Origin of the sequence: Phytoactinopolyspora halophila, assembly GCF_003287285.1 — a bacterium.
Lineage (GTDB): Bacteria > Actinomycetota > Actinomycetes > Jiangellales > Jiangellaceae > Phytoactinopolyspora_A > Phytoactinopolyspora_A halophila.
In genome coordinates this window covers 25,960-50,196 of record NZ_QMIG01000030.1, presented here as the reverse complement: position 1 = coordinate 50,196, position 24,237 = coordinate 25,960, and the positions used below count along the sequence as shown (strand labels likewise).

At 66.3% G+C, this 24,237-nt stretch carries 24 protein-coding genes, 1 tRNA gene and 1 pseudogene; 18 read left to right on the top strand and 8 right to left on the bottom strand.

Annotated elements, in window-relative coordinates:
* From DPM12_RS24375 to DPM12_RS19675, 3 genes and pseudogenes are all read right to left on the bottom strand, one after another.
* On the bottom strand, nucleotides 1-285 hold a 285-nt coding region (locus tag DPM12_RS24375; RefSeq protein ID WP_425467618.1), incomplete at its 3' end, for an Rpn family recombination-promoting nuclease/putative transposase.
* Nucleotides 264-425, bottom strand: a pseudogene (locus DPM12_RS24545) (Rpn family recombination-promoting nuclease/putative transposase); the annotation flags it as partial. The pseudogene DPM12_RS24545 and the gene DPM12_RS24375, both read right to left, overlap by 22 nt.
* A 230-nt stretch (nucleotides 426-655) precedes the next feature.
* Nucleotides 656-1,063, bottom strand: a complete 408-nt coding sequence (locus tag DPM12_RS19675; RefSeq protein ID WP_112260061.1) for a RidA family protein — start codon at nucleotides 1,061-1,063, stop codon at nucleotides 656-658.
* 125 nt (nucleotides 1,064-1,188) lie between these two features.
* On the opposite strand from DPM12_RS19675, the gene DPM12_RS19670 reads away from it, so the two are divergent.
* From DPM12_RS19670 to DPM12_RS19660, 3 genes are all read left to right on the top strand, one after another.
* Nucleotides 1,189-1,527 (top strand): GNAT family N-acetyltransferase, encoded by a 339-nt coding sequence (locus DPM12_RS19670; RefSeq protein WP_342778817.1) that lies wholly within the window; start codon nucleotides 1,189-1,191, stop codon nucleotides 1,525-1,527.
* A 100-nt stretch (nucleotides 1,528-1,627) separates the two neighbouring features.
* Nucleotides 1,628-1,855, top strand: a complete 228-nt coding sequence (locus tag DPM12_RS19665) for a ribbon-helix-helix domain-containing protein (protein ID WP_112260059.1) — start codon at nucleotides 1,628-1,630, stop codon at nucleotides 1,853-1,855.
* A gap of 3 nt (nucleotides 1,856-1,858) precedes the next feature.
* Entirely contained in the window at nucleotides 1,859-2,290 is a 432-nt protein-coding gene (locus tag DPM12_RS19660; protein ID WP_112260058.1) for a TA system VapC family ribonuclease toxin, read from the top strand.
* Nucleotides 2,291-2,354: 64 nt separating this feature from the next.
* Here DPM12_RS19660 and DPM12_RS19655 read toward each other — a convergent pair whose 3' ends face one another.
* The 3 genes from DPM12_RS19655 to DPM12_RS19645 form a co-directional block, all read right to left on the bottom strand.
* Entirely contained in the window at nucleotides 2,355-3,092 is a 738-nt protein-coding gene (locus DPM12_RS19655) for an SDR family NAD(P)-dependent oxidoreductase (protein WP_112260057.1), read from the bottom strand.
* A 63-nt stretch (nucleotides 3,093-3,155) separates the two neighbouring features.
* Nucleotides 3,156-3,917 carry an SDR family NAD(P)-dependent oxidoreductase gene (locus DPM12_RS19650; RefSeq protein ID WP_112260056.1) on the bottom strand — a complete coding sequence of 254 codons (762 nt, stop codon included), beginning with the start codon at nucleotides 3,915-3,917 and terminating at the stop codon, nucleotides 3,156-3,158.
* Between the two features lie 88 nt (nucleotides 3,918-4,005).
* A complete protein-coding gene (locus tag DPM12_RS19645; RefSeq protein ID WP_112260055.1) occupies nucleotides 4,006-4,866 on the bottom strand; it encodes a FadR/GntR family transcriptional regulator in 861 nt (286 codons plus the stop codon).
* A gap of 165 nt (nucleotides 4,867-5,031) precedes the next feature.
* Between DPM12_RS19645 and DPM12_RS19640 the strand changes: the two genes are divergently transcribed.
* From DPM12_RS19640 to eno, 8 genes are read left to right on the top strand one after another with little or no spacing between them, the layout of a single operon-like run.
* Nucleotides 5,032-6,054: a substrate-binding domain-containing protein gene (locus tag DPM12_RS19640; protein WP_112260054.1), complete on the top strand. Its 1,023-nt coding sequence runs from the start codon at nucleotides 5,032-5,034 to the stop codon at nucleotides 6,052-6,054.
* Nucleotides 6,055-8,343, top strand: a complete 2,289-nt coding sequence (locus DPM12_RS19635; RefSeq protein WP_112260053.1) for a TIM-barrel domain-containing protein — start codon at nucleotides 6,055-6,057, stop codon at nucleotides 8,341-8,343.
* A gap of 1 nt (nucleotide 8,344) precedes the next feature.
* Nucleotides 8,345-9,379: an ABC transporter permease gene (locus DPM12_RS19630; protein ID WP_158542964.1), complete on the top strand. Its 1,035-nt coding sequence runs from the start codon at nucleotides 8,345-8,347 to the stop codon at nucleotides 9,377-9,379.
* Nucleotides 9,380-9,401: 22 nt separating this feature from the next.
* Nucleotides 9,402-10,154: an ATP-binding cassette domain-containing protein gene (locus DPM12_RS19625; RefSeq protein WP_112260051.1), complete on the top strand. Its 753-nt coding sequence runs from the start codon at nucleotides 9,402-9,404 to the stop codon at nucleotides 10,152-10,154.
* Nucleotides 10,147-11,415 (top strand): mandelate racemase/muconate lactonizing enzyme family protein, encoded by a 1,269-nt coding sequence (locus DPM12_RS19620; protein WP_112260066.1) that lies wholly within the window; start codon nucleotides 10,147-10,149, stop codon nucleotides 11,413-11,415. The genes DPM12_RS19625 and DPM12_RS19620 overlap by 8 nt, the downstream gene beginning before the upstream one ends.
* A gap of 11 nt (nucleotides 11,416-11,426) precedes the next feature.
* Nucleotides 11,427-12,467 (top strand): phosphotransferase family protein, encoded by a 1,041-nt coding sequence (locus DPM12_RS19615; protein ID WP_158542963.1) that lies wholly within the window; start codon nucleotides 11,427-11,429, stop codon nucleotides 12,465-12,467.
* On the top strand, nucleotides 12,464-13,333 hold the full coding sequence (locus tag DPM12_RS19610) for an SMP-30/gluconolactonase/LRE family protein (RefSeq protein WP_112260049.1): 870 nt from the start codon (nucleotides 12,464-12,466) through the stop codon (nucleotides 13,331-13,333). Before DPM12_RS19615 ends, DPM12_RS19610 begins: the two co-directional genes overlap by 4 nt.
* 6 nt (nucleotides 13,334-13,339) lie before the next feature.
* Nucleotides 13,340-14,629, top strand: coding sequence for a phosphopyruvate hydratase (gene eno, locus DPM12_RS19605; RefSeq protein ID WP_211659167.1), 1,290 nt, complete (start codon nucleotides 13,340-13,342; stop codon nucleotides 14,627-14,629).
* A gap of 409 nt (nucleotides 14,630-15,038) precedes the next feature.
* Here eno and DPM12_RS19600 read toward each other — a convergent pair.
* A tRNA-Ile gene (locus tag DPM12_RS19600) sits at nucleotides 15,039-15,112 on the bottom strand.
* Nucleotides 15,113-15,416: 304 nt separating this feature from the next.
* On the opposite strand from DPM12_RS19600, the gene DPM12_RS19595 reads away from it, so the two are divergent.
* The 7 genes from DPM12_RS19595 to DPM12_RS19565 all read left to right on the top strand — a co-directional run bounded on the left by DPM12_RS19595 (nucleotide 15,417) and on the right by DPM12_RS19565 (nucleotide 23,495).
* Nucleotides 15,417-16,184, top strand: coding sequence for an IclR family transcriptional regulator (locus DPM12_RS19595; protein ID WP_112260048.1), 768 nt, complete (start codon nucleotides 15,417-15,419; stop codon nucleotides 16,182-16,184).
* Nucleotides 16,185-16,269: 85 nt separating this feature from the next.
* Nucleotides 16,270-17,499 (top strand): ABC transporter ATP-binding protein, encoded by a 1,230-nt coding sequence (locus DPM12_RS19590; protein ID WP_112260047.1) that lies wholly within the window; start codon nucleotides 16,270-16,272, stop codon nucleotides 17,497-17,499.
* Between the two features lie 33 nt (nucleotides 17,500-17,532).
* Nucleotides 17,533-18,684 carry an extracellular solute-binding protein gene (locus tag DPM12_RS19585; RefSeq protein WP_112260046.1) on the top strand — a complete coding sequence of 384 codons (1,152 nt, stop codon included), beginning with the start codon at nucleotides 17,533-17,535 and terminating at the stop codon, nucleotides 18,682-18,684.
* Entirely contained in the window at nucleotides 18,666-19,526 is an 861-nt protein-coding gene (locus DPM12_RS19580; RefSeq protein WP_112260045.1) for an ABC transporter permease, read from the top strand. Before DPM12_RS19585 ends, DPM12_RS19580 begins: the two co-directional genes overlap by 19 nt.
* A complete protein-coding gene (locus DPM12_RS19575; protein WP_112260044.1) occupies nucleotides 19,523-20,356 on the top strand; it encodes an ABC transporter permease in 834 nt (277 codons plus the stop codon). The genes DPM12_RS19580 and DPM12_RS19575 overlap by 4 nt, the downstream gene beginning before the upstream one ends.
* A 14-nt stretch (nucleotides 20,357-20,370) precedes the next feature.
* Nucleotides 20,371-22,344: an alpha-ketoacid dehydrogenase subunit alpha/beta gene (locus DPM12_RS19570; protein WP_112260043.1), complete on the top strand. Its 1,974-nt coding sequence runs from the start codon at nucleotides 20,371-20,373 to the stop codon at nucleotides 22,342-22,344.
* Entirely contained in the window at nucleotides 22,341-23,495 is a 1,155-nt protein-coding gene (locus DPM12_RS19565) for a mandelate racemase/muconate lactonizing enzyme family protein (RefSeq protein WP_112260042.1), read from the top strand. Before DPM12_RS19570 ends, DPM12_RS19565 begins: the two co-directional genes overlap by 4 nt.
* A gap of 127 nt (nucleotides 23,496-23,622) precedes the next feature.
* Here DPM12_RS19565 and DPM12_RS19560 read toward each other — a convergent pair whose 3' ends face one another.
* Nucleotides 23,623-24,231 (bottom strand): VOC family protein, encoded by a 609-nt coding sequence (locus DPM12_RS19560; protein ID WP_112260041.1) that lies wholly within the window; start codon nucleotides 24,229-24,231, stop codon nucleotides 23,623-23,625.
* Nucleotides 24,232-24,237 lie beyond the last annotated feature (6 nt).

Below are 24,237 nucleotides of genomic sequence, written 5' to 3'. Positions count from 1 at the left end.
GATGGTGAGTAGCAGCAGGGTGAGGCGAACCGGCGGGGTCAGCGGCCGGGTGCGCAGTGCGTGTTCGTCGAGGTGGGCGAGGTCGTCGAGCAGGAATTGGAATTGGGGCAGGTAGGGCTGGGCCGCGTGGGTGGTGTCGCGGTCGAGGTCGAGCAGGTCGAGCACGTTTGTGGGCCCGGCCCATGGGCGGCGGTTGTGGTGCACGACCAGCGGGATGATCGCAGGCAAGCGGGTGGCCCGGGGATGTTCGCTGAGCGCAGCGTGGCATCGACGAAGCTGCCGCAGGCCCGGCTGAGCCGGTCCAGATCGAGTCGGTCGACCAGTGCGGCCGGCACGGCCGCGCGGATCTGCGAGGCCGCATTCGCGGGCTCACCAAGAATCCGACGAAACACCGCATCATGGGCCCCACCCGACTGACTCGACATGCCCGGAACCGTACAAGCCAGCACCGACGGGCCCGGGGCACCCGTGCGGCGTACTGGGGAAGGTGGACCGAGAGAGGGTTGGCTGAGTGCGGCGTGATCGACGCGTGGGGTTCTTTCCACAATGACGAGGTCCGCCTCGGCGATGAGCTCGAGGAGCTGCTCCGACGTGGCGGAGAGGGCACGTGGTGGCACGGGCGAGCCACTCAGCAACTCCGTATGATGCTCGGCCGCTAGTCCAGGACCGCCACGGCATCGACCTCGACCATGAGGTCGGGTTCGGCCAGCGCGGAGATCCCCAGCAGGGTGGACGGCTTGATGGGGTCGACGCCGAGCTGTGCTGCTGCCCGGGCGACACCTTCATTGAGAAGGGGCCTCTTGTCGGCGCTCCAGTCGACGACGTAGATGGTCAGCTTCGCGATGTTGGCAAATGAGGCGCCGACCTCCGCGAGGGCTGTGCCGACGTTGAGATAGACCTGCTCCACCTGGGCGGCCAGGTCTCCCGTGCCGACCGGCTGGCCGTTGGCGTCGCGCGCCACCTGGCCGGCCAGGAACACCAGTTTCGAGCCCTGGGCTACGGACATCTGACGGTACGCCTCGGGTTGGTGCAATCCCGGCGGGTTCATCAGCTCGACGGACATGAAAGGTCCCTTCCTCGGCTGGTGGCTGGACAAGAACCACGAGTTCAGTCTTCTCCAAGCAATGATCGCAGCGCCCGGACGAGGACGTCTTCAGGGTCTGCGGCGACATCACCGTGCAGGGATGAATAGAGGTCGATTCCTTTCTCGGCAGCCTCGTCATGTTCGACGTGACCGCTACTACCCCCGAGGTGGGATTCTGGCTCCACCCAGAGGCACGAGGAGCGAGCCACGCCGCGGGCGCGCTCGACCTGGCAGCCAGGCTCGCTGCCCGCAGCGGGTTGACGGAACTCACGGCGCGCACGCTGACCGAGAATCTACCGTCCAAGCGCAGCCTGGAGCGCGCCGGATTCAGCTTCGTTGAAGAGGCGATCGGGCGCACTCCCGCGGGTGACGACGTGTCGCTGGCTCATTACTGTCGCATCCTCGCGTCGGGAGAAGAAAGGCAAGCCCGAGGGTCGCGCTGAATGGTCAAGATGCACCACAACGCCGACGGGAGGGATGTGTAGGTATCTCCAGCATCACTGATGCTCGTATGTATGCATCGGTGATGCTAGCCTGATGTTTATGCGGACGACGGTGAGACTCGACGACGACGTCCAGGCCGCAGTGGAACGGCTTCAGCGCGAACAGCACATCAGCCTGAGCGAAGCTATCAACAAGCTGGTACGCAGCGGGCTTGAGCGCACTCCGCAGCGGCGGCCGTTCACGCAGCGCACGCACAACATTGGCCTGCGCGTGGACGTCTCCAACGTCGCCGAGGCCCTAGAACTCCTCGACGACATGGAGCGCTGACGAGTGATCGTCGACGCCAATGTTCTCCTGTATGCGGTGGATGCCAGCAGTGCCTTCCACCAGCCAGCCAGGGACTGGCTCGAAGGCGCGCTCAACGGCCCTAGCCGGGTCGGATTCCCGTGGGTATCGCTCACCGCCTTCCAACGGATCGCCACCCACCCCCGCGTATCCGCTAACCCACTGAGCCCTCAGCAGGCATGGTCACACGTTTCTGACTGGCTCGACGCCGATCAGTCGTGGATACCGCACCCGGGCGACCGCCACGCAGTGATCTTGAGCAGGCTGGTCATCGACGGCGACCTCCGCGGCAATCTCGTCACCGACGCCCACCTCGCCGCTCTCGCGCTCGAGCACGGGGTTGGTGTGTGTTCCACCGACTCCGATTTCGCCCGATTCCCCGAACTCGCCTGGCACAATCCAGCAAGAGCCTCGTAGACGTCGGCACCCCGCCGGCGAAGGGCCGTGTAAATCACGTCACGTTTCCGCGGCCATCACGGCCCTATCCGGCCACGACGCCGCCGTCGACGACCATCGACGAGCCGGTCATGAACGATGATGCCGGGGACGCGAGGAAGACGATCGCCTCGGCGATCTCCGCCGGTGAGCCGAGTCGACCCATGGGCTGGCGCGCGATTAGCGCGTCGCGGGTGGCGCTGGGATCGTCCGTCTCGGCCATCAGCCGCTCGACCCAGGGAGAGTCGACGGTACCGGGGCAGACGCAGTTGCAGCGGATGCCGTGGGCGGCGTACTCCACGGCCACTTGTCGCGTGAGCGCGACGACGGCGCCCTTGCTGGCACAATAGGCCGCGCGTTGCGGCAGCCCGACGAGCGCTGCGGCCGAGGCGGTGTTCACGATCGTCCCGCCCCGGTGGAGCATGTGCGGGATGGCGTACTTCGTGCCGAGGAACACGCCGCGTACGTTGACCGCAAAGACGTGGTCCCACTCGTCCGGAGGGCACGTGACGACGTCGGTGGACGAGCCAACACCCGCGTTGTTGCAGACCACATCCAGGGCACCTGTCTCCCGGACGGCCATCTCGATGAAGCCCTGGACGTCGGCGGGCGACGAGACGTCGGCGGTCAGGTGGTGGACGTCGTCGAGTTCTTCCTGCGGCGCCGCGAGGTCGACGGCATAGACCAGCGCCCCCGCGTCGCGCATCTTCCGGGCTACCTCGAACCCGATACCTGACGCGGCACCGGTCACCACCACGGTCCGCCCCGTGAGTTCGTCGGTCACAACGGCCCTCCCAGCAAATCTCGGCTGTCGATTCAGCGCGGGTGATCTCCCGATCGCCCGTACCTAGTCGACCTTGTGGAGCGAGCAGCCGCCGTCGGCGAGCAGGACGGACCCCGTCATGTAGTCGTTGTCCGGCGCACACAGGAACGCGGTCGCCCGGGCGACGTGTTCGGGCGTTTGGAGGTCTCCCAGGGGAATGACACGCTTGATCCGTTGCGCGTACCCGGGGTCCGTGTCTTTGAGCTGTTTGGCGAGCCCGGCGTCGACAATGCCGGGTGCCACGACATTGACCAGAATTCCGTGATCGGCGAGCTCGAGTGCCATCTGGCGGGCGAGCATTTGCACGCCGGCCTTGGCCACCGAGTACGCCGTGATCTCGGGCCACGGGATGTCTTGCACCCACGAGCCGGTGAACACGATGCGGCCGCCGCGCCCGCGCGATACCAGCTCTTGCGCCGCGAGCTGGCCGACGTTGAAGCACCCGGTGAGATTGATTGCGAGAGTATCTGACCAGAACTGTTCGGAGACTTCCAGGAACGGCGCCGACCCGCCGATTCCCGCATTGCCGATGACCGCGTAGAGGTTCTCCACCCCGGCGAGCGCCGCGGCGACGGCGTGCCGGTCGCGCACGTCAGCCTCGACGTACGTTGCCTCCCCGACGGCGCGGATCGAGTCCAGCCACGGCGCAGCGGAGTCGGGGTCCTTGATGTCGACGGCCGTCACGTGGGCGCCTCGCTGGGCGAACTCCCGGCCCATTGCCGCGCCGATATCGCCTGCGGCCCCGGTGACCAGGACACCGAGTCCTTCCATGTCGCGCGTCGTCATGACCACCTCATTTCACCCGGACTTACCGGTCTTACCGGCAACGTACGGGTGCGCCGCAACAGGTGTCAACCCAGGGAGATTCGGGGAGTCAGGCCCGGATGAACTCGTCGACCGCCGCGCCGATGACTTCGTCGAGGTTGATGGTCTGGCCGAAGAAGCGTTCGAGACGATCTCGCGCGATCGTGTCGAGCAGCTCGTCCATGTCTTGCCCGTACGTACGCTCCGCGACCTGCAGGTGGTCGTGGGCGGCTTGCGCGGCTGCCTCCGGGTCGCGCTCGCGGATCGCGGTGAACAGGGCATGGTGATGCGGGGCGCCGAGCCGCACCGTTTCCGGGTCGTCCAGGCTTCGCAGCATCAGCTCGAACACCATGCCGGCAATCGAGGCGAACATGGTCTCGATGACCGGATTGTGCGAGGCGCGGGTGATGAGGAAGTGGAAGGCGATGTCGCTGCGCGCGCGTTCGAGCAGTGACGACGCGTCGTCGAAGGAGGTCAGCGCTCGCTCCAGGGCCGCGAGATCCTCGGCGGTCGCCGATGTGGCGGCCAGGCCCGCAGCCTGCTCTTCGAGCATCGTCCGCGCATAGACCAGGTGCCGGGGCGTGGCCGATCGGCGTCGATAGATCGCATCCATGGGGCGCATGCCCGCCATGACCCCCGGCGCCGTGACGAAGGCACCGCGGCCGGGTACGACCTCGACCAGGCCGCGCTCCTGCATCTCGCGAAGGACCTCGCGTACCAGGGGACGGGAAACCTGGAAGCGCTCTGCGAGCTGACGCTCCGAGGGCAGCATCGTGCCCGGCAGCAACGTGCCGTCTAGTAGCTCGCGGGTGAGCATGGCCGCCAAGCCGGCCCGGGTGATCGGGGGATCTGCGGCGGCGTGGCGCGGCCCCCTCGTAGCTGCGGAGGTGCCGTCGTCGACGCTCCGGTCCTCATCCGAGGAAGCTGTCACCGCGGGTCTCCCTCCCGTTCCGTATCGGGATCTATCCGACCAGTCGTATCTCGCCCATGCTAGCGCCAGCGCTGAACCCTTGACGGTTCGGATCCGGCATCGGTATAACTGGTTAACCGGTCAGACCAACCGCCGAACGCGGCCGGCGAGAAGGCGAGGAAGCTCATGACTCGACAGCATGGACCCGCGAGGCGGGCTCGGATGGCCATGGCGGGAACGGCGCTGGGGTTGCTCGTGCTATCCGCGTGTACGGGAGACGAGCAGCGGACTGCCGAGGAAAGCTCGGATGCGTGGTGCGACGGCATGACCATCCGGTACTTCGCTGGTGGCTCGCCCGGCGACGGTTTCGCGCCCATCCTTGCCAACGGAGCCGAACAAGCGGGCGAGGACATCGGTGCGCAGGTGGAAGTCGTCTACTCCGAGTGGGAGCCGGAACAGATGCTGGGCGACCTGCGCGATGCAATCGCAGGGGACGTGGACGGCATCGCGTTGACCGGTCATCCCGGGGACGACGCGATCATGCCGCTCGCCGAAGATGCCGAGGAGGAGGGCATCTTGATGACGTACCAGAACGTCGACGTGCCCGAGGTGCGCGAGCAGTTGGGTGGCGGCTTCGTCGGAGCGGACCTCGAAGAGCAGGGGATCGCGCTGGCCGAGGAAGCGTTGAGCACCCTCGAACTGGACTCGGCGGCACGGGCCCTCGTGATGGGGCCGTTCGGCGACCAGGCGCGAGCCGTTCGCGAAGAGGCAGCTGCCACGACCCTCGAGGACGCCGGCCTGGAAGTCGACCGGGTCACGCCACCGATGGAGGCGTTCACCGACCCGAACCTGCTCACGCCGACGGTGACCGGGTACCTGCAGGAGAATCCCGATACCGAGCTCATTGTCTATCCGGGTACCGTCCTCGGTAGCGCCCCGCAGTACATGGACGCGGCGGGCATGGAAGCCGGTGAGATCCTGAACGTCGGGTTCGATCTCACCCCGGCCACGCTCGAGGCGATCGAGTCCGGCCATGTGCAGCTCACGGCCGATCAGCAGCCCTATATGCAGGGATACCTGCCGGTGCTGAACCTCTGTCAGCGGCAGGCGTACGGGATGGGTCCCATCGAGGTCGACACCGGCTCCGGATTCGTGACGGAGGGAAACGTCGACGAGGTGGCCGAGCCGGTCGAACAGGGGATTCGCTAGATGACACGATTCGCGGATGTAGCGGTGTCCGTCGGGACGGCGCTCGGGCAGCACACGGATTCGTACTGCACCCTCACGTTTCTCGACGAGCGGTCGGTTCGTGTCCGGGTCGGCCGATCTCCTGCCGGCGCGCGCCCGGCCTCGTCGACGGTCGAGGTCACGGACGTGGCCGATGGCAATCTCACCACGTACAGCACGGCGGCGATGCAGGTCGAGCTGTGCCCGGAACCGTTGCGGATCCGCGTGGGCGCGCCCGGTTCCCCGCCGTGCGTGGACGTCACCGTCGTCGACACCTCACCCAGCAGCCACTTCGGTGAGCGGACCGCCGACGCGCACGAGATCCACCTGACGCCGAACGACCCCGGTGCGCGTATCTACGGGTGCGGTGAACGCTTCGACCAGGTCGACCAGGCGGGCAAGGTCGTCTTCAACGAGTCCTTGGACCTGCTGACGAGCAAGTACGACTTCACCTACGCGCCCGTGCCGTGGTTCATGTCAACGGATGGGTACGGTTTCCTGCACAACAGCAACCGCGCCTCCTTGTTCGACTTCCGAGCCGAGCGGCGCGCTCGCTACGAGGTGCGGCAGTTCGCCCCGTTCGACTCCCCGGACGTCGAGTTCACGCTGTTCTTCGGTCCGGCCTTGCGGGACGTCCTACAGGCGTATATTCGCGCGACCGGGCACCCGCGGCTGATGCCGGAGTGGGCATACGAGCCGCTATTGGGGCCGGCCTATCCCCGGCAGCTGGACCGTGAGCTGCTCGACGAGTACATGGAGCGCATCGAGACGCTCGAATTGCCCCACCGCACGTTCTACTTCGATGGCTACTGGGAGACCTACGTCGGCGACCTCGTGTCTCGCAAGCACGCGGATCTGAAGGGTCTTCTCGACGAGCTTCATTCCCGGGGTTTCCGCGTCGTCTTCTGGACCGCTCCGTACGTTTCGACGGCAGCCGAGGTAGCCCCGCAAGGGGCGGAGCAGAGCTACTTCCTGCAGCGCATGCCGGGTGTCGGTGCCGAGCCCGACGTGCCCCGAGTCGGCGGTGGCACGTATACGGGCTGGTGGGGAGCGTATATCGACTTCACCAACCCGGACGCGGTCGCATGGCACCAGAGACGGTTGCGGGCGCTGCTGGAAGCTGGCGCGGACGGGTTCTTCGCGGACTTCGGCGAGACGCAAGACATCCGGACTGCCACGTTCGCCGACGGCAGCGACGGTGAGTCGGCGGGGCGCGCGTACACGCTGGCCTATCACCAGGCCGTGGCGCAGGTGTGCGAAGAGGTGCGTGGCGACGATTACTACCTGACGGCACGATCGGCATGGACGGGCCTCCAGCAGTACGCCGGACTGATCACGGGTGATCAGGGCACGAGCTACGAGTTCATCCCCGTCGTCCTCGCCGCCCTCCAGTCGGCCGGCCTGTCCGGCTTTCCCTACGTGTCGCACTGCCTCGGCGGGTACTGGGGCGACCATGCCAAGGGCCCGTTCCTGCGCTGGGTGCAGTTCGGAGTGTTCGGCCCGCTGTTCTCGATCTGGAACCAGGGCAGCCATACGGAGCCGTGGTCCTTCGACGATGCCGAGGTCCTGGACATCTATCGGAAGTACGCCCGGTTGCGTATGGAGTTGATGCCGCACATCTACTCGTACGCGCACCGCGCGGCGACGAGTGGCGTGCCCATGATGCAGGCGCTGGGCTTCGCGTTTCCCGACGACGCGGATGCCGCTCGGTGGGAGGATCAGTACGTCTTCGGTGAGGAGTTCCTGGTCGCGCCCGTCTACAGCGACGAGAACGGGCGCGAGGTTTACCTGCCCCGGGGCCATCACTGGTACGACTACTGGACCGGTTCGGAACACGCCGGTGGACAGGTAGTCGACTACGCGGCACCCCTGGACGTGTTGCCGCTCTTCGTCCGTGACGGATCGGTCGTCGCCAGCCGGATGCCGGATACCGAACCCTTGGCAGGAACACTCCGGCTGACGTTCTTTCCCGGTGAGCGCCACGAGCTCGAGGTACACCACGACGGCCACACGTGGACGGTGTCAGGGCATGGTCCACCGGAGAACCGGCGGATCGTCGTCGACGGCGACGCCCGGCGGCCGCTCCTGCTGACGCTGCCGTACCACGGACGGCCACAAGAGATTTCGGTCGGAGGTAACCCGCTTGCTCAGGTCGAGCGCATCGAGGACCTGGAATCGCGGGCCGGATGGCACGTCCAGCCGGAGAACGGCCAGGTGACGGTGCGGTATGAGCCTGCGGACGGCGCCGTCCACATCGAGAAGGAGGACTGACATGGCGCTTCAGGCTTCTCAACCGACCGAGCGGCAAGAAGTCCCAGAAGAGGGAGCATCGTCGCCGCCGAGATGGCGCGTCCAGGTGGATCGGCATCGGGCGTTCCTGTCCTCGCTTGTCTTCTTCGTGGTCATGCTGCTCGCGTTCATGATCACGTCGCCGGCGGTCTTCCTCAGCACTGGTATCTACCTGTCGGTCTTCGCCTCGTCGCTTCCGCTGGTCCTGATCGTCGCCGTGCCCTTGGTGTTCGTATTCGTCAGCGGCGAGATCGACGTCTCGTTCCCCTCCGTGGTCGGAATCGCCGCGTACGCATTCGCGGCGTCGTACGCACAGGGTCTCGACCCCTTCGCGGCGACCCTGTTCGCCATCGTGGTCGGGGCGTTCGTGGGGTTCATCAACGGTTGCATCGTCACCTACGTCGGGCTGCCGTCGCTCGTCGTGACGCTGGGCATGCTGTTCCTGCTTCGCGGGTTGGTGCAGGTCTTGTCCGACGGAGAGGCCACGTCGCTCATCGGGCTCCACGACACGCTGTTCGAGCAGATCTTCATGGCCAAATGGGCGTGGTTGCCGGCGCCGATGGCCTGGGCGACGCTCCTCGCCGTGCTCGGACTCGCGCTGTTCAGCGCGCACAAGTTCGGTGCCCACGTCCGCGCGATCGGCGACAACTCGGCGGCCGCCAACCAGATGGGCATCAAGGTCCGGCGTACGAGGGTGCTGGCGTTCGTCTACGTCGGCGCTGCCGGCGGTGTGGCGGGTGTCCTGGCCGTCACGATCAACAGCACCTTCTACCCGACGACGGGCGATGGACTGCTCTTGCTGGTTCTCGCCGCCGTCTTCGTGGGCGGAACGCCGGTCTGGGGCGGGACCGGGACCGTGGCGGGAGCCATCGTGGGCGCAGCCACCGTGGGCTTCATCGAAACGGGCATCATCTCCGCAGGGTTGACGGGCAACTACACGCAGCTCTTCTACGGGCTGGTCATCCTGCTCTCCCTCGTCGGACACCGGATCTCCAACAAGAGCGCATTGACTCGGTAACCGAGTCGGGAGGAAGTCCACCATGACACCGCTACTCGAACTCCGGAACGTGTCCAAGCACTTCGGCCATGCGTACGCGCTGGAAGGCGTCAACATGAGCATCCGGCCCGGTGAGGTGCTGTCGTTGCTCGGGGACAACGGAGCCGGCAAATCGACGCTGGTCAAGGTCGTCGCGGGCGTCCACCAACCCGACGAGGGAGAGGTGTACGTCCGGGGAGAGCGAGTGAGTCACTGGAATCCGGCCAAGGCACGCGAACAGCGCATCGAGACCGTCTTCCAGGACAAGGCACTGGCGGCTCAACAACCCGTGACCAGCAACGTCTTTCTGGGCCGCGAGATCACGAATCGGTTCGGCTTCGTCAAGCATCGTGCCCAGCGCCAGGAAGCCGACCGGTTGATGCGCGGCATGCGATTCACATCGAAGGTGCTGAGTCCGGATTCCCCCGTGCAGCACCTTTCCGGTGGAGAGCGCGAGGGAGTGGCGATCGCTCGTGCGGTTCACTTCAACGCCGATCTCATCGTCCTGGACGAGCCGACGACGGCACTGTCGTTGCGGCAGGCACAGGAGGTGCTCGACTTCGTCCGGCGAGTCCGCGACGACGGCACGTCGGTGCTGTTCATCTCGCACAACATGTTCCACGCGCACGAGGTAGCCGACCGGATCGTGATTCTCGACCGGGGACGGGTCGGCATGGAAGCCGATCAAGCGACGATGTCGGCCACGGAATTGATCGAGTTGATGCAGTCGACCGCACGTGGAGATGCCCATGCCTAGTCAGCCCGCAGAGGTGTCGGTGGACGCTGAGCCCACGAGCCGGGGAGAGCGGGGAGCGCAGATCGTCGGGCTGGAGACCCTGCGCAGTAGCGTGCAGCCGAACGTCTGCATCGTACAGCTCCATACGGAGGACGGCCGCACCGGATTGGGCGAGACGTTCTACGGCGCGCGTGCGGTCGAGGCCTACCTGCACGAGTCGGTGGCGCCGTTGCTTCTCGGGAAGAGCAACCCGTCGCCCGAGTTCGTGTCGTCGATGCTGCGGCCGTACGTCGGATACCAGGGGAGCGGCGCGGAGATGCGCGGCAACTCGGCCGTCGACATGGCGCTGTGGGATCTGATGGGCCAGGTGACCGGCAAGCCCGTCTACGAGTTGTTGGGTGGTCCGGTGCGGGAGAGCATCCCCGTGTACAACACGTGTGCGGGGAGCGGATACATCAAAGACCAGCCGCGCCAGTCGTCGGAGAACTGGGGCCTGGATCTCTCCGATCGTGCCGACGGGCGGTATGAAGATCTGGCGGCCTTCCTCGCCCGCCCCGGAGAGCTGGCGCTCGACCTGTGGAACAGCGGATTCCGGGGCATGAAGATCTGGCCCTTCGATCGTGCCGCGGAAGCCACGGGTGGTGCCGAGATCGATGCCGCCGCCCTGGAGGCCGGAATCGAGATCGTGGCTGCCGTCCGGCGGGCCGTTGGCCCGGAGATGAGACTGCTCGTCGAATGCCACGGGTTGTGGCACCTGCCCGCGGCGATGCGCCTGGCCCGGGCCCTGGAGCCGTACGACATCTACTGGCTGGAGGATCCGCTCCGCCCGGACAACGTCGGAGCGCTGGCGGAACTCACGCGCTCGACGTCCATCCCCGTCGCCGTCGGCGAGACGGTCTGCGGCCAGCGGAACTTCCGGAGCTTGCTGGAAGCTCGCGCGATCGATATCGCCATTATCGACGTAGCTTGGACGGGCGGCCTGACCGAAGCGCGCAAGATCGCCACCATGGCGGACAGCTACGGCGTTCCGATCGCCCCACACGACTGCACGGGGCCGATCAGCCTCGCGGCGGCGGTGCACCTGTTGATGTCCAGCCCTAACGGCTTGATCCAGGAGACGTGCCGGGCGTTCTACCACGGGTGGTACCGCGAGCTGGTCACCCAGGAGCCGTTGATCAAGGATGGTTCCCTTCGCCCGTGGCAGGGAGCCGGTCTCGGTGTGGACCTCATCGACGGGCTCGAGCACGCGCCGCACGTCGACCGCCGTATCTCGGGGATATGAGGGGGTCGGAGATGGCCTCGGGCCTCGTGGAGCCGGTCGGGGAGGACGGCGTTCCCGAGTGGCTGGTCGAGTCCGTCCAGCGGATGGGACTGGCGGCGGCGCCCGGAGAGCGGGTGTGGGCGAAGCCGCTGACCGGGGGCGTCAGCAGCGATGTCTACGAGGTCGCGGTCGGCGCCCGGCGGATGTGCGTGAAGCGGCCGCTTGAAACGCTGCGCGTGTCCGCCTCGTGGCACGCACCCATCGAGCGCGGCCGGCGAGAAGAAGAGTGGCTGCGATTCGCGGCCGGGGTCCATCAGGACGTCGTGCCCCGGGTGCTCGGCCATGATCCGGAGCACAATGCCTTCGCCATGGAGCTCCTCGATCAGCACGAGTTCCCCACGTGGAAGTCCCAGCTGCTCGAAGGGCAAGCGGATCCGGCCGTCGCGGCGGCCCTCGGCCGGCAGCTCGCCGGGCTGCATCGTGCGAGTGCGGCGTCTGCGGAGGTGATGCGGCAATTCGCCGATCAACGGGCGTTCGACGCGCTGCGCGTGGATCCCTTCTACCGGGCAGTGTTGCGCATGCACCCGGAGGTCGAAGCCGAGCTGCAGCAGGTGATCGTCGACGTTCTCGAACCGCGTGCCGTGATCCACGGCGACGTCAGCCCCAAGAACATCCTGGTGGGAGCGCATCGGGTGGTGCTGCTCGACGCGGAGTGCGCTGCCGTCGGTGATCCGGCGTTCGACCTGGCCTTCTGCCTCACGCACCTCGTTCTCAAGTCCGTGCGACGCCCCGGATGGTCACAGCGCTACCTGGCGCTGGCACGCGACTTCCTGGCGAGCTACCGCGACGGACTGCCCGCAGACGACGAGGAACGCGTGCTCGCCTCCACCGTTCGGCAGATGGGTGCCCTGTTGATTGCCAGAATCGATGGCAAGTCACCGATCGAGTACTTGACGAGTCCCCAGCGTGCCACTGCCCGTCAGCTGGGCATTGATCTCCTTCGGCAGCCGCCAGGAAGCCCACTCGTGGTATTCGGGCACGCATCCGGATCAGCAGAGCAGGAGGCCCGATGACGATGCGCAGCTACACGGCCGAACTCGTGCTCGACGCCCGAGCCCAGGTGGCGGAGTCACCCCGGTGGGACGTCCGGGCGGGACGTCTGGTCTGGGTCGACGTCCTGGGTGGCGCGGTTCACCTGTTCGACCCCGCGACCGGCCTGGACGAGAGCGAGTCGTTCGGCGTACCCGTCGGGGCCGCTGCCCTGCGCGCATCCGGGAGTTACGTCGTGGCGGTTCCCGGAGCCGTCCTGGCCTGGCACCCCGGGGAACGGGCGCAGCGGCTGTTGACTCTCGAGGGCGAGTCGGACGGCCGGCGGATCAACGATGCCGCCTGCGATCCCGCCGGCCGCCTGCTGGCCGGCACGATGAGCACGGCGCCCGACGGCGAGGGACATGGCCGACTGTACTCCCTGTCCACCGAGCGTACGAGCCTGCTGGCGGATGGGATCGGGCTTCCCAACGGCATCGACTGGTCACCCGACGGTCGCACGCTCTACTTCACCGACTCCCTCACCAGGAAGCTGGACTCATACCCGTACGATCCGGAGACCGGCGCAGTGGGAGAACTCAGCGACTCGATCCCGGTGCCTGCGGGTTTGCCGGACGGGCACACGGTGGACGCCGAGGGAAACATCTGGGTTGCCCTGTGGTCGGCCGGCCAGGTGGCCTGCCTGACCCCCTCCGGTCGCGCGGTCGCGTCCGTCACCGTTCCCGTCCAGGCGCCGACCTCGTGTGCCTTCGGAGGGCCGGACCTGTCGACGCTCTACATCACCACCATGCCGCAGCCCGGTCAGGATGCGTCGGCAGAGCCGCTCGCAGGAGGGATCTTCGCGTGCCAGGTGCACGCGGTCGGGCGTCACCCGTACCCGTTCACCGGGTGACGCGCGATGATGCCAGAGATCGCGAACGTGGATGCCTGGGAGGCCCTGGATAGTCGCGGCCGGCCCACCGTGGCGTGCTGCGTCACGTTGAGCGAGGGCACGCAAGGTGTGGCGGCCGTCCCCTCGGGAGCGTCGACCGGGCGGCACGAGGCACGGGAGCTACGCGACGGCGACGAACGATACGGGGGATTCGGTGTGCGCGCGGCTGCCGGTCACGTCAGGGGTGAGCTGGCCGCGGCCGTCGTCGGCCGCCTGGCGGGAGACCAGCGTGCCGTGGACGATGCGCTGCGGCGCGCGGACGGCACTCGTCACCTGGAGCGCCTCGGCGCGAACGCGGTGCTGGCCGTCTCCGTGGCGACCGCCCGGGCATCGGCTGCGAGCCACGACCAGCCGCTGTGGCAGGTGATCGGCTCCGACCCGCTGCTGCCGTTGCCCATGGTGAACATCGTCTCGGGCGGCGCCCACGCCGACGGTCTTATCGACATCCAGGACATCCTCGCGGTGCCGGTCGGCGCTACCAGCTTTGCCGAGGCCATCGAATGGGCGGGTCGTGTCCGGCTCGGCACCGCACGTGCTGCGGAGGAGCTGGGGATCGTCGCCTCGTTGGTCGCCGACGAAGGCGGCATCGCCGGTCGCCTTCCGAACAACAGGGCCGCTCTGGAACTCGTGGCGCGGGGTGTCGAAGCGAGTGGGCTCGTACTCGGTGAGGAGATCGGCCTCGCCCTCGACATCGCCGCCACGCAGCTGCTGACAGCCGACGGGCGGTACCGGCTGGAGACCGAAGATCGCACGCTCGACGCCGTCGAGCTCGTCGACGAGATCGCCGCCTGGTGCGCGGCCTTCCCTCTCGTGAGCGTGGAAGATCTCCTCGGTGAAGACGACTGGGAGGGCTGGCGCTACGCATCGCAACAGTTGCGAACGATCCAGGTTCTCGGCGATGACCTCTTTGTCACCCAGCTTGACCGGCTCGATCGTGGTGTTGAGGACGGTATTGCCAACGCCGTGCTGGTCAAGGTGAACCAGAACGGAACTCTGACCGGGGGATTGGATGTCGTGACGCGGGCCCGTGCGGCTGCGTACGCGCCCGTCATCTCGGCCCGCTCAGGAGAGACCGAAGACACCTGGATCGCCGATCTGGCGGTCGGGTCTCGCGCTGGCCAGATCAAGGTCGGATCCACGACGCGTTCCGAGCGTACGGCGAAGTGGAACCGGCTGTTGCAGCTCGAACACCAGCTCGCCGGTTCGAATGCCGGCCGCTACGCGGGACCGGCGGCCCTCGCCCCCTACGGTGGCTAGCCAATTGATTCCTGGAACGCCTCCGGCTTCAGGGACCGCGGCCGAGGGACCGCGGCCGAGGGACCGCGGCCGAGGGAACGCGGCCGAGGGAACGCGGCCGAGGGAACGCGGCCGACTTCGATACCCACACACGCGGAAACAGCGCCAGATCGGCGAATAGTTGCACGTTTCGGTATCGAAGTCGGCGTGCCGCACGCTTGCGGCGTCACGACCCTCGGTGCGGTGCGTGTTGATCGGCATGAACGGGTGAGGAATCGCCTCGCCGACCTGCGAAATGGTTGAGCGGGCGGGCTGGCGACCGTCGGCGGGCAACGTTGATCCCGTCAGACATCGTCATCGGGGTCGAGGTCGGCGATCGCCTCCATGGGCGTGTGCACTGTCGTCAACGATCAGCGCGACCGTGAGGTAGTGGGGCGGGCGGGACTCGAACCCGCGGCCAAGGGATTATGAGTCCCCTGCTCTAACCTGCTGAGCTACCGCCCCGTCGACGGCAATACTACTTTGCCGTCTCGGTCGAGCTACGAAGGTACTCGATCCTGCATGGGATGAGGCATGCCGGCTCGGATGGTAGCTGCATCGGGCACCAGTCTGGGACGCCCAAGTTACCAATGGATGACCGCCGTTCGTGGTCATTGACGGTCGTCGAGGAGCCAACGATCCGGGTGTCGTAGCTGAGGCTGCTCGTGTGCCGTGGCGATCGGAGATCGAATTCTTGACACCCAATGTTGGTGATGCTTACGCTCAAACAAGATGAAATTAGATTTCATAATATGAAATCGAGGTAGAGATGATCGATCCCGGCTCCGGCAAGACGCGAGTTCAAGCGGTCGAACGGGCCTCTCGACTCCTCATGGCGGTGGCCAACGGGAATACCGATGGCACCGGAAAGGGACTCGCCAAGGCCCTCGGGTTACCTGTGCCCACGACCCACCACTTGTTGAGCACCCTGGTGGACGAGGGACTCTTGGCGCGCGTCGATCAGGCGCGCTACGTCCTCGGTCCGCAGGTGCTCGTCCTGGCGGATGCCTTCTACCGCGACGGCAGCGCGCCCGAGTACATGATCGGCGCCCTGCGGCAGCTGGCCGATCTGACGCGTGAAACCTCGTACGTGGCGGCCTGGCGCGGCACCGAGATCCGGATGCTGGCGTCGATCGAGGGCCAGCAGCCACTTCGTGTGGACGTGCCCTCGGGTCCATACGTCGACGCCCACGCTCGGGCCACAGGAAAGGCCCTCTTGGCTTTTGCCCGCCCGGAAACGCGGGATTCCTACTTGAAACTCAACCCAATGCGGCCCCTGACCTCGTCAACGATCACAGATCCAGACGCTTTCGACGACGAACTGGGACGTACGCGAGAGCGTGGCTACGCGATAGACGAAGAGGAATTCCATGCCGGCGTGAGCTGCGTGTCAGTACCGGTGCTGACTGGCGAGTTCGCGATCGCGGCCTTCTCCATCTCCGCTCCGAGTTCGCGGTTCACCGAGAAACGCGAATCTCTGATTGCGGCTACCAGGTCGGTCGCGCAGTCGGTCGAGGCAGTGATCTCGACAGGTTGAATTCCCAACGGCCAGGAAAGCAAGCAAATGACAGAAGTCTTCTTGAGCCCGGCCGCACCTCCGAGTCCGAAAGGTGACGGAGAATATGCAACGACGCCCTGGGACAATTACGTCCACCTCGCCGCCGGAATCGGATAGGCGCCGCTCGTCGGGCAGTGGCGGCGAGACGAGAGACAGTGGCGGCGCCGAGATCGATCTTATTTCCCTGACCAAGACGTACGAGAGCGGCGACGTTCGCGCCCTGGACGACGTGTCAGCACGGTTGGCCCCCGGGGAGTTCGTGACCTTCCTGGGCCCTTCCGGCGCTGGCAAGACCAGCGTGCTGCGCCTGTTGGCTGGGTTGGAGTTTCCGGACCGGGGACAGGTGCTACTGAATGGCCGGGATGTCACCAGCGTGCCTCCCCAGCGGCGGGAGATGGGCGTGGTGTTCCAGGATTACGCCTTGTTCCCCCACATGACCGTGTACCAGAACTGCGCGTTTCCGTTGCAGGTGCGGCGCGTGCCGGCAGCCACGATCCGGCAAACCGTCGACGCGGTGCTGAATACCGTGCAGCTGGGCGACCACGGGGATCGGTATCCGGCTCAGCTCAGCGGTGGACAGAAGCAGCGCGTCGCGATCGCACGCACACTCGTGTACGAGCCTCAGGTATTGCTCATGGATGAGCCGTTGGGTGCTCTGGACAAGAACCTGCGCGAGCATATGCAGCTCGAGTTACGCCAGCTACAGCAGCGTCTGGGCGTGACGTGTGTGTACGTGACGCACGACCAGGACGAGGCGATGGCTCTCTCTGACCGGATCGCGGTGATGCGCGACGGCCGGATCGAGCAAATGGGATCGCCGAGAGACCTGTACCGCAATCCGCGCAGCCAGTTCGTCGCCGGGTTCTTCGGCAAGATGAACTTCATTCCCGGTGAAGTGACGGGATCGGACAGCGATTGCGTACACGTGGATACCGAGCTCGGAGTGGTTCGAGCATCACGCGAGTCGGCACGGCTGTCGCAGGGATCGCTCACGGCCGGCGCTCCGGTCACGGTCGCGGTGCGCCCGGAAAAGGTGTCGGTGACCGCGTCCCCGCCCCGTGGCACGGCCGTCAACTCGCTGGCCCTCACCGTCGAATACATCAGATATGCCGGTGCCTTCACTTACGTCGACGGCGTGGGCCGCACCCGGGAGACGGGAGTTGTCGCGTGCAAGGGGCCGGAGAACAGCGACATCACGACCGGGGAACCAGCAGCGTTCCACTTCCCGGTCGAGAACACCTTCGTCTTCGAGCGTGAGCCTGCTGACCAGCGTGGGGCTGGGAAGCCGGAGTAGCGCGGACCCACCTACCTGGATGGGAGAGTCCTGATGAACAAAAAAGCAGCGACAACAACGCCGGTCGTGTTCATGGCGGTCGCGAGCCTGATCGCCGCATGCGGTGAACCCACGTCGGCTGGCTCGTCTGGCAATGATCGAGCCAACGAACAACCCGACAGCCCCGCGGACATCGAAAGCCTCAGTGGTTCGGTGAACTTGAACACGTCGGGTGGCGTGGTGGATGAAATCTGGGAGGAGTCGTGGTGGGCACGATTCATGGACGAGACCGGCGTCGAGATTCGGACGAGCTCTCCGGCTGACCTTTCCCGGCTGCGTGCCCAGGTCGAATCCGGCAACGTCGAGTGGGACGTCACCGAGATATCGACGGGCGGACAGTACCTCGAGGCGGTCGAGCAGGACTTGCTCACCGAACTCGATCAGGAGCGCTTCCGAGAGTACTTCGAGCAGCTGGGCGGCGACGGGGACGACCTGATGCCGGAGGCGGTGGCGACGCACGGGATCGGGCACGCGCCATTCGCGACCATCCTCATGTTCGACGAGCGAGAGTTCCCGGAGGGTGAACCGCAGCCGTCTTCGGTGACCGACTTGTGGAACGTGGAGGAGTTCCCGGGACCACGGTGCATACACGAGCAGGCGTTGTACAACCTGGAGATCGCGCTGGCCGCGGACGGCGTTGACGCCGACGACATGTACCCCCTCGATGTCGAGCGGGCCATCGGAAAGCTCGACGAGCTCGTACCGCACATCGCGACGTTTTGGAGCGCGGGCGCAGAATCGATCCAGCTGGTGGCCGACGGCGAATGCGTCATGAGCACGGTGTGGAATGGTCGCCCGTTCGGCGCCCAGAACGAAGACGACATCGACTATCTCGGCGTGGCGTGGGAAGCGGGCATCATGGCCAGCAGCTACTGGGTCATCCCGCGCGGCGCGCCCAACCCGGAATCCGCGTACGCGTTGCTCGCCACCTACCAGCTGCCGGAGGTCGGCGCTTCGACGGCGAATCAGGTGGGATACGGCAACACGAACACGGCTACGGACGAGCTGATCGACGAGGACGCCCGCCCCTTCGTCGCCACCTACGGACCGAACTTGGAGGTCCTGACGGTCCAGGACGAGCAGTGGTGGTACGAGCATGGCGAGTCCGCCGAGGAACGGTTCAGCGAATGGCGACTCGCGCAGTGATGACGCCGCCGGCGCGGCGGTTCCGGCTACCTCGCGGGCTCGGGTTCCTGCTCCCCGCTCTCATCCTCGTCGGGGCGATCACCGTCGTGCCGGTCGTGCGAATCGTGATGATCAGCTTCGGCGACGGGTTGGCGAACTACCAGGAACTGTTCCAGAGTGGTGTCTTCTGGTCCACGCTGCGCATCACCGTGGAGATCTCGGTCGCGTCCACGGTGGTGTGCTTGCTGCTCGGATACCCGTTCGTCTACCTGATCACCAGCTTCCGGGAGAACGTGGCCCGACGCTTCCTGTTGATCGTGGTCACGACGTTCTGGATCAGCCTGATCGTGCGCGTGTACGCATGGATGGTCATCCTGGGCCGCAACGGTCTCGTCAACGACGCGCTCGTGGGTCTCGGACTTGTCGACGAGCCGCTCGATCTCTTGTTCAATCGGGTCTCAGTGATCATCGGAATGGTCCACTACCTGCTCCCGTATATGATCCTCGCGCTGTACGGCGGCATGGTGGGCATAGACCGTGGCCTGACGGTGGCAGCGCAGACGCTGGGAGCGTCGCCGTTGCAGGCGTTCCGTCGCGTTTACCTGCCGCAGAGCCTGCCAGCCGTGTTCGCCGGTTCGATGCTGGTCTTCATCCTCGCGACGGGATTCTTCGTGGTTCCGTCGTTGCTCGGCGGCCCAGGAGAGATGACGCTCTCGGTGTACATGGAGCGGCAGACGTTCTTCCTGAACTGGGGATCGGCGACGTCGTCGGCGGTGCTGCTTTCCGCTGTTTCCATCGTGCTGTTCGTCAGCATGGACCGGCTGGTCGGACTGGACAAGCTGTTCGGGGCGGTGCGGCGATGAGAGCAACGAAGCGTGTGTCGAGCAGGCGGAGTTCGATCCTGCTGTGGATCGTGGCGATCGGCGTGGTGCTGTTCTTGATCGCGCCGGTGACGATCGTCGTCCCTGTCTCGTTCAATTCGACCCGGTTTCTCGAGTTCCCACCGCCGGAATGGTCACTGCGCTGGTATCGAGAGTTCCTGGACAGCGGTGGCTGGACGGCTTCGTTGTGGCGCAGTCTCATCGTCGGCTTCCTCGCCGCCGCCATCGCGACGCCGGTCGGCACGCTGGCCGCGCTCGGCCTGGTGCGCGGGCGCTTCCGGGGCAAGCAGCTGATACGCAGCGCCCTGATGTTGCCGTTGACCGTTCCCTTGATCGTGCTGTCGATCGGCCTGTATGCGGTCTACTCCGACCTGCGAATGATCGGCTCCGTGTGGGCTCTGGCCCTGGCACACGCCACGCTGGGCTTGCCGTTCGTGGTGCTGGTGATGTCCGGCGCCGTGCAGAATTTCGACGAGACACTCGAACGCGCGGCGTGGACGCTCGGGGCCTCCAAGCTCCGAACGTTCTGGCAGATCACCATTCCCTCGCTACGTCCTGCGCTCGCGGCGTCGGCGCTGTTCGCGTTCATCATGTCGTTCGATGAGATCGTGATCGCCGTCTTCGTCTCCGGTGTACACGGAGAGACGCTGCCAGTGCGTATCTTCTCTTTCCTGCAGACCGAGATCAGCCCGGTGATAGCGGCTGTCTCGACGTTGCTCTTGCTGGCGCTGCTGAGTCTGCTGCTCGGACGCGGCATGGCGAGAGTTTTGTCCGCCCGTCGTTCCGCTCCGCGGGCGACGGCAGATCGATGAGTGGAGTGAAGTCCATGAGTTCTGAACGGCTCACTGGAGTCGAAGCGTACCGTCGCATGTCGGTGATCCGGGCATTCGAGCGAACATGCCTGGATCTGTCCGTACAGCAAAAGATCGCAGGCTCGGTGCATCTGTGTCTTGGGCAGGAAGCCATCCCGGTCGGTGCCCGCGCAGCCCTCGCTCCGGCGGATCCGGTCGTGGCGACCTACCGTGGTCACGGGTGGGCGATAGCATCCGGCGTGCCGCTCGATGGACTGCTCGGTGAGATCTGTCATCGCGCGGATGGCGTGAACGGTGGCCGCGGCGGATCGGCGTACCTGACCGCACCCCGATACGGTTTCTACGGCGAGAACTCGATCGTCGGCGCCGGTGTCCCCGTTGCGTGTGGGTTGGCGATGCAAGCGGGGCGGGAAGGCGACAGCGCGGTCGTGGTGTCGATCGGTGATGGCGCCATGAACCAGGGCGCCACGCACGAGGGCCTGGTGTTCGCCGCAGCGCGCTCACTCCCGTTGGTCGTCATCTGCGAGAATAACGGTTGGTCCGAGATGACCCCGATCGACTCCATGATCCGTGCACCGCTGACGGAGCGCGTCGCAGGTTACGGGATCGACGCCCGGGTGGTCGACGGATGTGATGCGGCAGCAGTGCAGGATGCCGTACGCGAGGCGCGCGCCGCCGCAGTGAACGGTTCCGGTCCCGTGTTCCTCGAATGCCGCACGGTCCGGCTCTCGGGGCACTACAACCGCGACATCCAACACTACCGGCCGAAAGCCGACCTGGAACGGGCCGAACACGACGAGCCGCTGGCACGTTTGCGGCGTTCTCTCGTAGAGACCGGCGAAACCTCAGACGAGGCGCTGGATCGCCTGGAAGCTGACGCACAGCGAGAGATCGACAATGTGGTGGCGGCGGTGGAAGCGATGCCGGCTCCGGATCCCGACACCGCCCGTGAGCACGTGGTCGCGGGCCCGAGGGGTGTGACGCGTCACCGAAGCCCGGGTGGCGAAGCGACGCAATTGACCTACCAGCGTGCGGTCAACCTCGCGTTGAGCTCCGAATTGCAGGATCGCCCGGAGACCGTGGTCTACGGCGAGGACGTCGGCCAGGCTGGCGGGATCTTCGGCGTGAGCCGCAAGCTCCAGAAGGAATTCGGGCCGGAACGCGTCTTCGACACACCGATCTCGGAGAGCGCCATCCTGGGATCCGCTGTTGGCGCCTCCCTGGCGGGCCTGCGCCCGATCGTGGAGATCATGTGGGCCGATTTCCTCCTCGTCGCGCTCGACCAGCTCGTCAACCAGGCGGCGAACGTCCGCTACATGAGCAGGGGTGAGCTACATGCCCCGATGGTGGTACGCACGCAGCAAGGCGCCACGCCAGGATCGTGCGCTCAGCATTCGCAGAGTGTCGAGGCACTGCTCACGCACGTTCCCGGAATCAACGTCGGCCTTCCGGCTACCCAGCACGACGCGTACGTCATGCTGCGGGCAGCGGCGCAGGATACCGACCCCTGCATCCTCATCGAGTCGCGCGTTCTGTACCAGGACGAGGGACCTGTCTGGCCGGACCAGCCAGACGAGGCCATCGGCGGAGCGCGGTGGCATCGCACCGGCACGGACCTGGCGATCCTTACCTGGGGGGCCACGCTCGGACAGTGCCTGGAAGCGGCCGAGGTGCTTTCCGGCGATGGGGTCGAGGCGTCGGTCCTCGATCTGCGGTGGCTCTCGCCGCTCGACGACGACGCGATCGACGAGGCCGTCACGTCGTCGGGGGGCACGGTATTGATCGTTCACGAAGCGAACGTGACGGCTGGCTTCGGCGCCGAAGTCGCGGCGCGGATACGCGAGCGGCATCCCGAGATGGGACGAGCGTCGGTGACCCGCCTCGGCGCGCCCGATGTGCGTATACCGGCGGCCCCGAACCTGCAGCACGCACTGATGCCGAGCGTCGAGCGCATCGTCGAGCAGGCGCGGGTGGTGACAAAGAAATGACGAGCTCGGATTTCCCTGCGATCGAGCGGATCGACGTGGCCGAAGCTCGATTCGCGCTGATCGAGCCAGTCACCATGGGCGGCCGCACGGTCACTGACCGGGACTACACGTTCGTTCGGATCATCACCGATTCCGGGACCCATGGCTGCTCTTACGGGATCACCAGGCTGCTGCCGGTCGCGTCGGCAATCGAGCGCATCGTCGCGCCCCAGTACCTCGACGAAGACATTGGTGCTCCGGCGGACACGTACCACCGGGTGAGCGGCAAGCTCGGAATCCTGAGCGATGACAGTTGTGTGCGGCGTGGCTTGAGCTTGCTGGACATTGCCATGTGGGACGCCTGCGGATCGCACGTGGGAAGGCCGGTCAGCGAGCTCATCGGGCCAGGCGACGGCTCATCGCCAACGTTGATGAGCGTGGACGGCTACCTCCCTGCGACTGGGGAGACAGCTCATATCCGACGCAGCGTCGAGTCGACGCTTGAGGCGGGGATACGCACGGTGAAGTTCGCCTACCTGGATGACCCTGACGCGATGCGTCGGATGATCGACGATGTCGCGCCCGAGGCACGTGACGCAGATCTGTCCGTCGTCGTGGACATGATCTGGACTCTCAGGTCGGTGGACGCGGGGCGCGCGGTGTCCCGTTCACTCGACGGTTTGAATGTCGAGTGGATCGAGGATCCGTACCCGGGTCAGATGCTACGGGACGGCGACCTCGCCCACGAGGCCTTCGACACGACGATCGCTTTCGGCGACGAGGCCACCGATCCTTGTGTGCTGCGCGACCTGGCCACCCTCGGCCGCACGGACATTGTGCGGGTCGATGCCACCACCATCGGGGGCCTGACCGGTGCCGCGGCCGTGATCCGGCAGGCTCACGACCGCAGTTACCCGGTCGGGTGTCACATCTACCCGGAGATCCATCAACACCTCGCGCACTCCGCGGCCGGCGCCGAATACGTCGAGATCTTCCCGGCCGATGGCAGGTTCGACGCCGCCGACCGGTTCCGGACAACGACCGTCGACATATCCGCCGGCACGATCGCCCCACCGGCCGAGCCCGGGTTGGGCCTGGGACTGGACTGGGACGCGATCGCGCGGGCGAGTACATCGTTCCACACAGTCGAGGGGAGCAGGCATGGTGACTGACGGATGTGTCGCCCCATGACCTGGTGGATGCCGGCGGGGGAGCGATCGGACGCTCGGTTCGAATCGCAATGGATTACCGGACGGATCACGGAGCTGGGCTGGCGGCACGCGAGCGTGCCGCACCGGCTCAGGCCGATGCGGCCTCCCACACGAATCCGTCCGGGTCGGTGAAGGGCCCGGCGTCGCTGCCGATCGCTAGCCGGTGCGATCCGGTGCCGTCGGCCGAGACGCCGGCGACCTTCGCGAGGGTGCGTCTCGGATAGAGCGCCATCTTGACGGGACCCGTGTCGAGCTCGGCATACCTGCGGCCGTAGCTCTTCGCCACGGTGAAGCCGTTGTCGACGTAGAACCGCTTGCTCGCGGCCATGTCCGCGACGCCTAGCTGGAGCACGATCTCGTCGATCTGCCGGGTGGCCGGACCGGCGTCTTTCTTCGTCGACGACGCGACCGTCCAGATCGTACCGTCCGGGGCCTGGACGACGCCGCCGAAGCCCCAGAGCGACTTCTTGGCCGGTTTCAACGACGTGGCGCCGGCGTCGAGGGCGCTGTCGATGAAACTCCTGACGGTGGCCGGTTGGGAGACGACGAGCGACAGGGTGAACCCGCGAAAGGCCGTGGTCGGCGCCTCCGAGGTGCGCAGCCGTACCCGAGCGCCGACATCGAAGGCGGCAGAGTAGAAGCGGTCGGCAGCGGCGGTGTCGGCCACCTCGATCGTGACGAACTCGATGGTTGCCATGAAGCC

What these genes read in the sequence shown, in the direction of transcription:
- DPM12_RS19665 (WP_112260059.1), top strand. Translation starts at nt 1,628, where the DNA reads ATGCGGACGACGGTGAGACTCGACGACGACGTCCAGGCCGCAGTGGAA.
- DPM12_RS19635 (WP_112260053.1), top strand. Translation starts at nt 6,055, where the DNA reads ATGACACGATTCGCGGATGTAGCGGTGTCCGTCGGGACGGCGCTCGGG.
- DPM12_RS19590 (WP_112260047.1), top strand. Translation starts at nt 16,270, where the DNA reads ATGCAACGACGCCCTGGGACAATTACGTCCACCTCGCCGCCGGAATCG.
- DPM12_RS19580 (WP_112260045.1), top strand. Translation starts at nt 18,666, where the DNA reads ATGGCGACTCGCGCAGTGATGACGCCGCCGGCGCGGCGGTTCCGGCTA.
- DPM12_RS19570 (WP_112260043.1), top strand. Translation starts at nt 20,371, where the DNA reads ATGAGTTCTGAACGGCTCACTGGAGTCGAAGCGTACCGTCGCATGTCG.
- DPM12_RS19675 (WP_112260061.1), bottom strand. Translation starts at nt 1,063, where the DNA reads ATGTCCGTCGAGCTGATGAACCCGCCGGGATTGCACCAACCCGAGGCG.
- DPM12_RS19560 (WP_112260041.1), bottom strand. Translation starts at nt 24,231, where the DNA reads ATGGCAACCATCGAGTTCGTCACGATCGAGGTGGCCGACACCGCCGCT.
- DPM12_RS19585 (WP_112260046.1), top strand. Translation starts at nt 17,533, where the DNA reads ATGAACAAAAAAGCAGCGACAACAACGCCGGTCGTGTTCATGGCGGTC.
- DPM12_RS19565 (WP_112260042.1), top strand. Translation starts at nt 22,341, where the DNA reads ATGACGAGCTCGGATTTCCCTGCGATCGAGCGGATCGACGTGGCCGAA.
- DPM12_RS19610 (WP_112260049.1), top strand. Translation starts at nt 12,464, where the DNA reads ATGACGATGCGCAGCTACACGGCCGAACTCGTGCTCGACGCCCGAGCC.
- DPM12_RS19615 (WP_158542963.1), top strand. Translation starts at nt 11,427, where the DNA reads ATGGCCTCGGGCCTCGTGGAGCCGGTCGGGGAGGACGGCGTTCCCGAG.
- DPM12_RS19625 (WP_112260051.1), top strand. Translation starts at nt 9,402, where the DNA reads ATGACACCGCTACTCGAACTCCGGAACGTGTCCAAGCACTTCGGCCAT.
- DPM12_RS19630 (WP_158542964.1), top strand. Translation starts at nt 8,345, where the DNA reads ATGGCGCTTCAGGCTTCTCAACCGACCGAGCGGCAAGAAGTCCCAGAA.
- DPM12_RS19640 (WP_112260054.1), top strand. Translation starts at nt 5,032, where the DNA reads ATGACTCGACAGCATGGACCCGCGAGGCGGGCTCGGATGGCCATGGCG.
- DPM12_RS19620 (WP_112260066.1), top strand. Translation starts at nt 10,147, where the DNA reads ATGCCTAGTCAGCCCGCAGAGGTGTCGGTGGACGCTGAGCCCACGAGC.
- DPM12_RS19595 (WP_112260048.1), top strand. Translation starts at nt 15,417, where the DNA reads ATGATCGATCCCGGCTCCGGCAAGACGCGAGTTCAAGCGGTCGAACGG.
- eno (WP_211659167.1), top strand. Translation starts at nt 13,340, where the DNA reads ATGATGCCAGAGATCGCGAACGTGGATGCCTGGGAGGCCCTGGATAGT.
- DPM12_RS19650 (WP_112260056.1), bottom strand. Translation starts at nt 3,917, where the DNA reads ATGACGACGCGCGACATGGAAGGACTCGGTGTCCTGGTCACCGGGGCC.
- DPM12_RS19575 (WP_112260044.1), top strand. Translation starts at nt 19,523, where the DNA reads ATGAGAGCAACGAAGCGTGTGTCGAGCAGGCGGAGTTCGATCCTGCTG.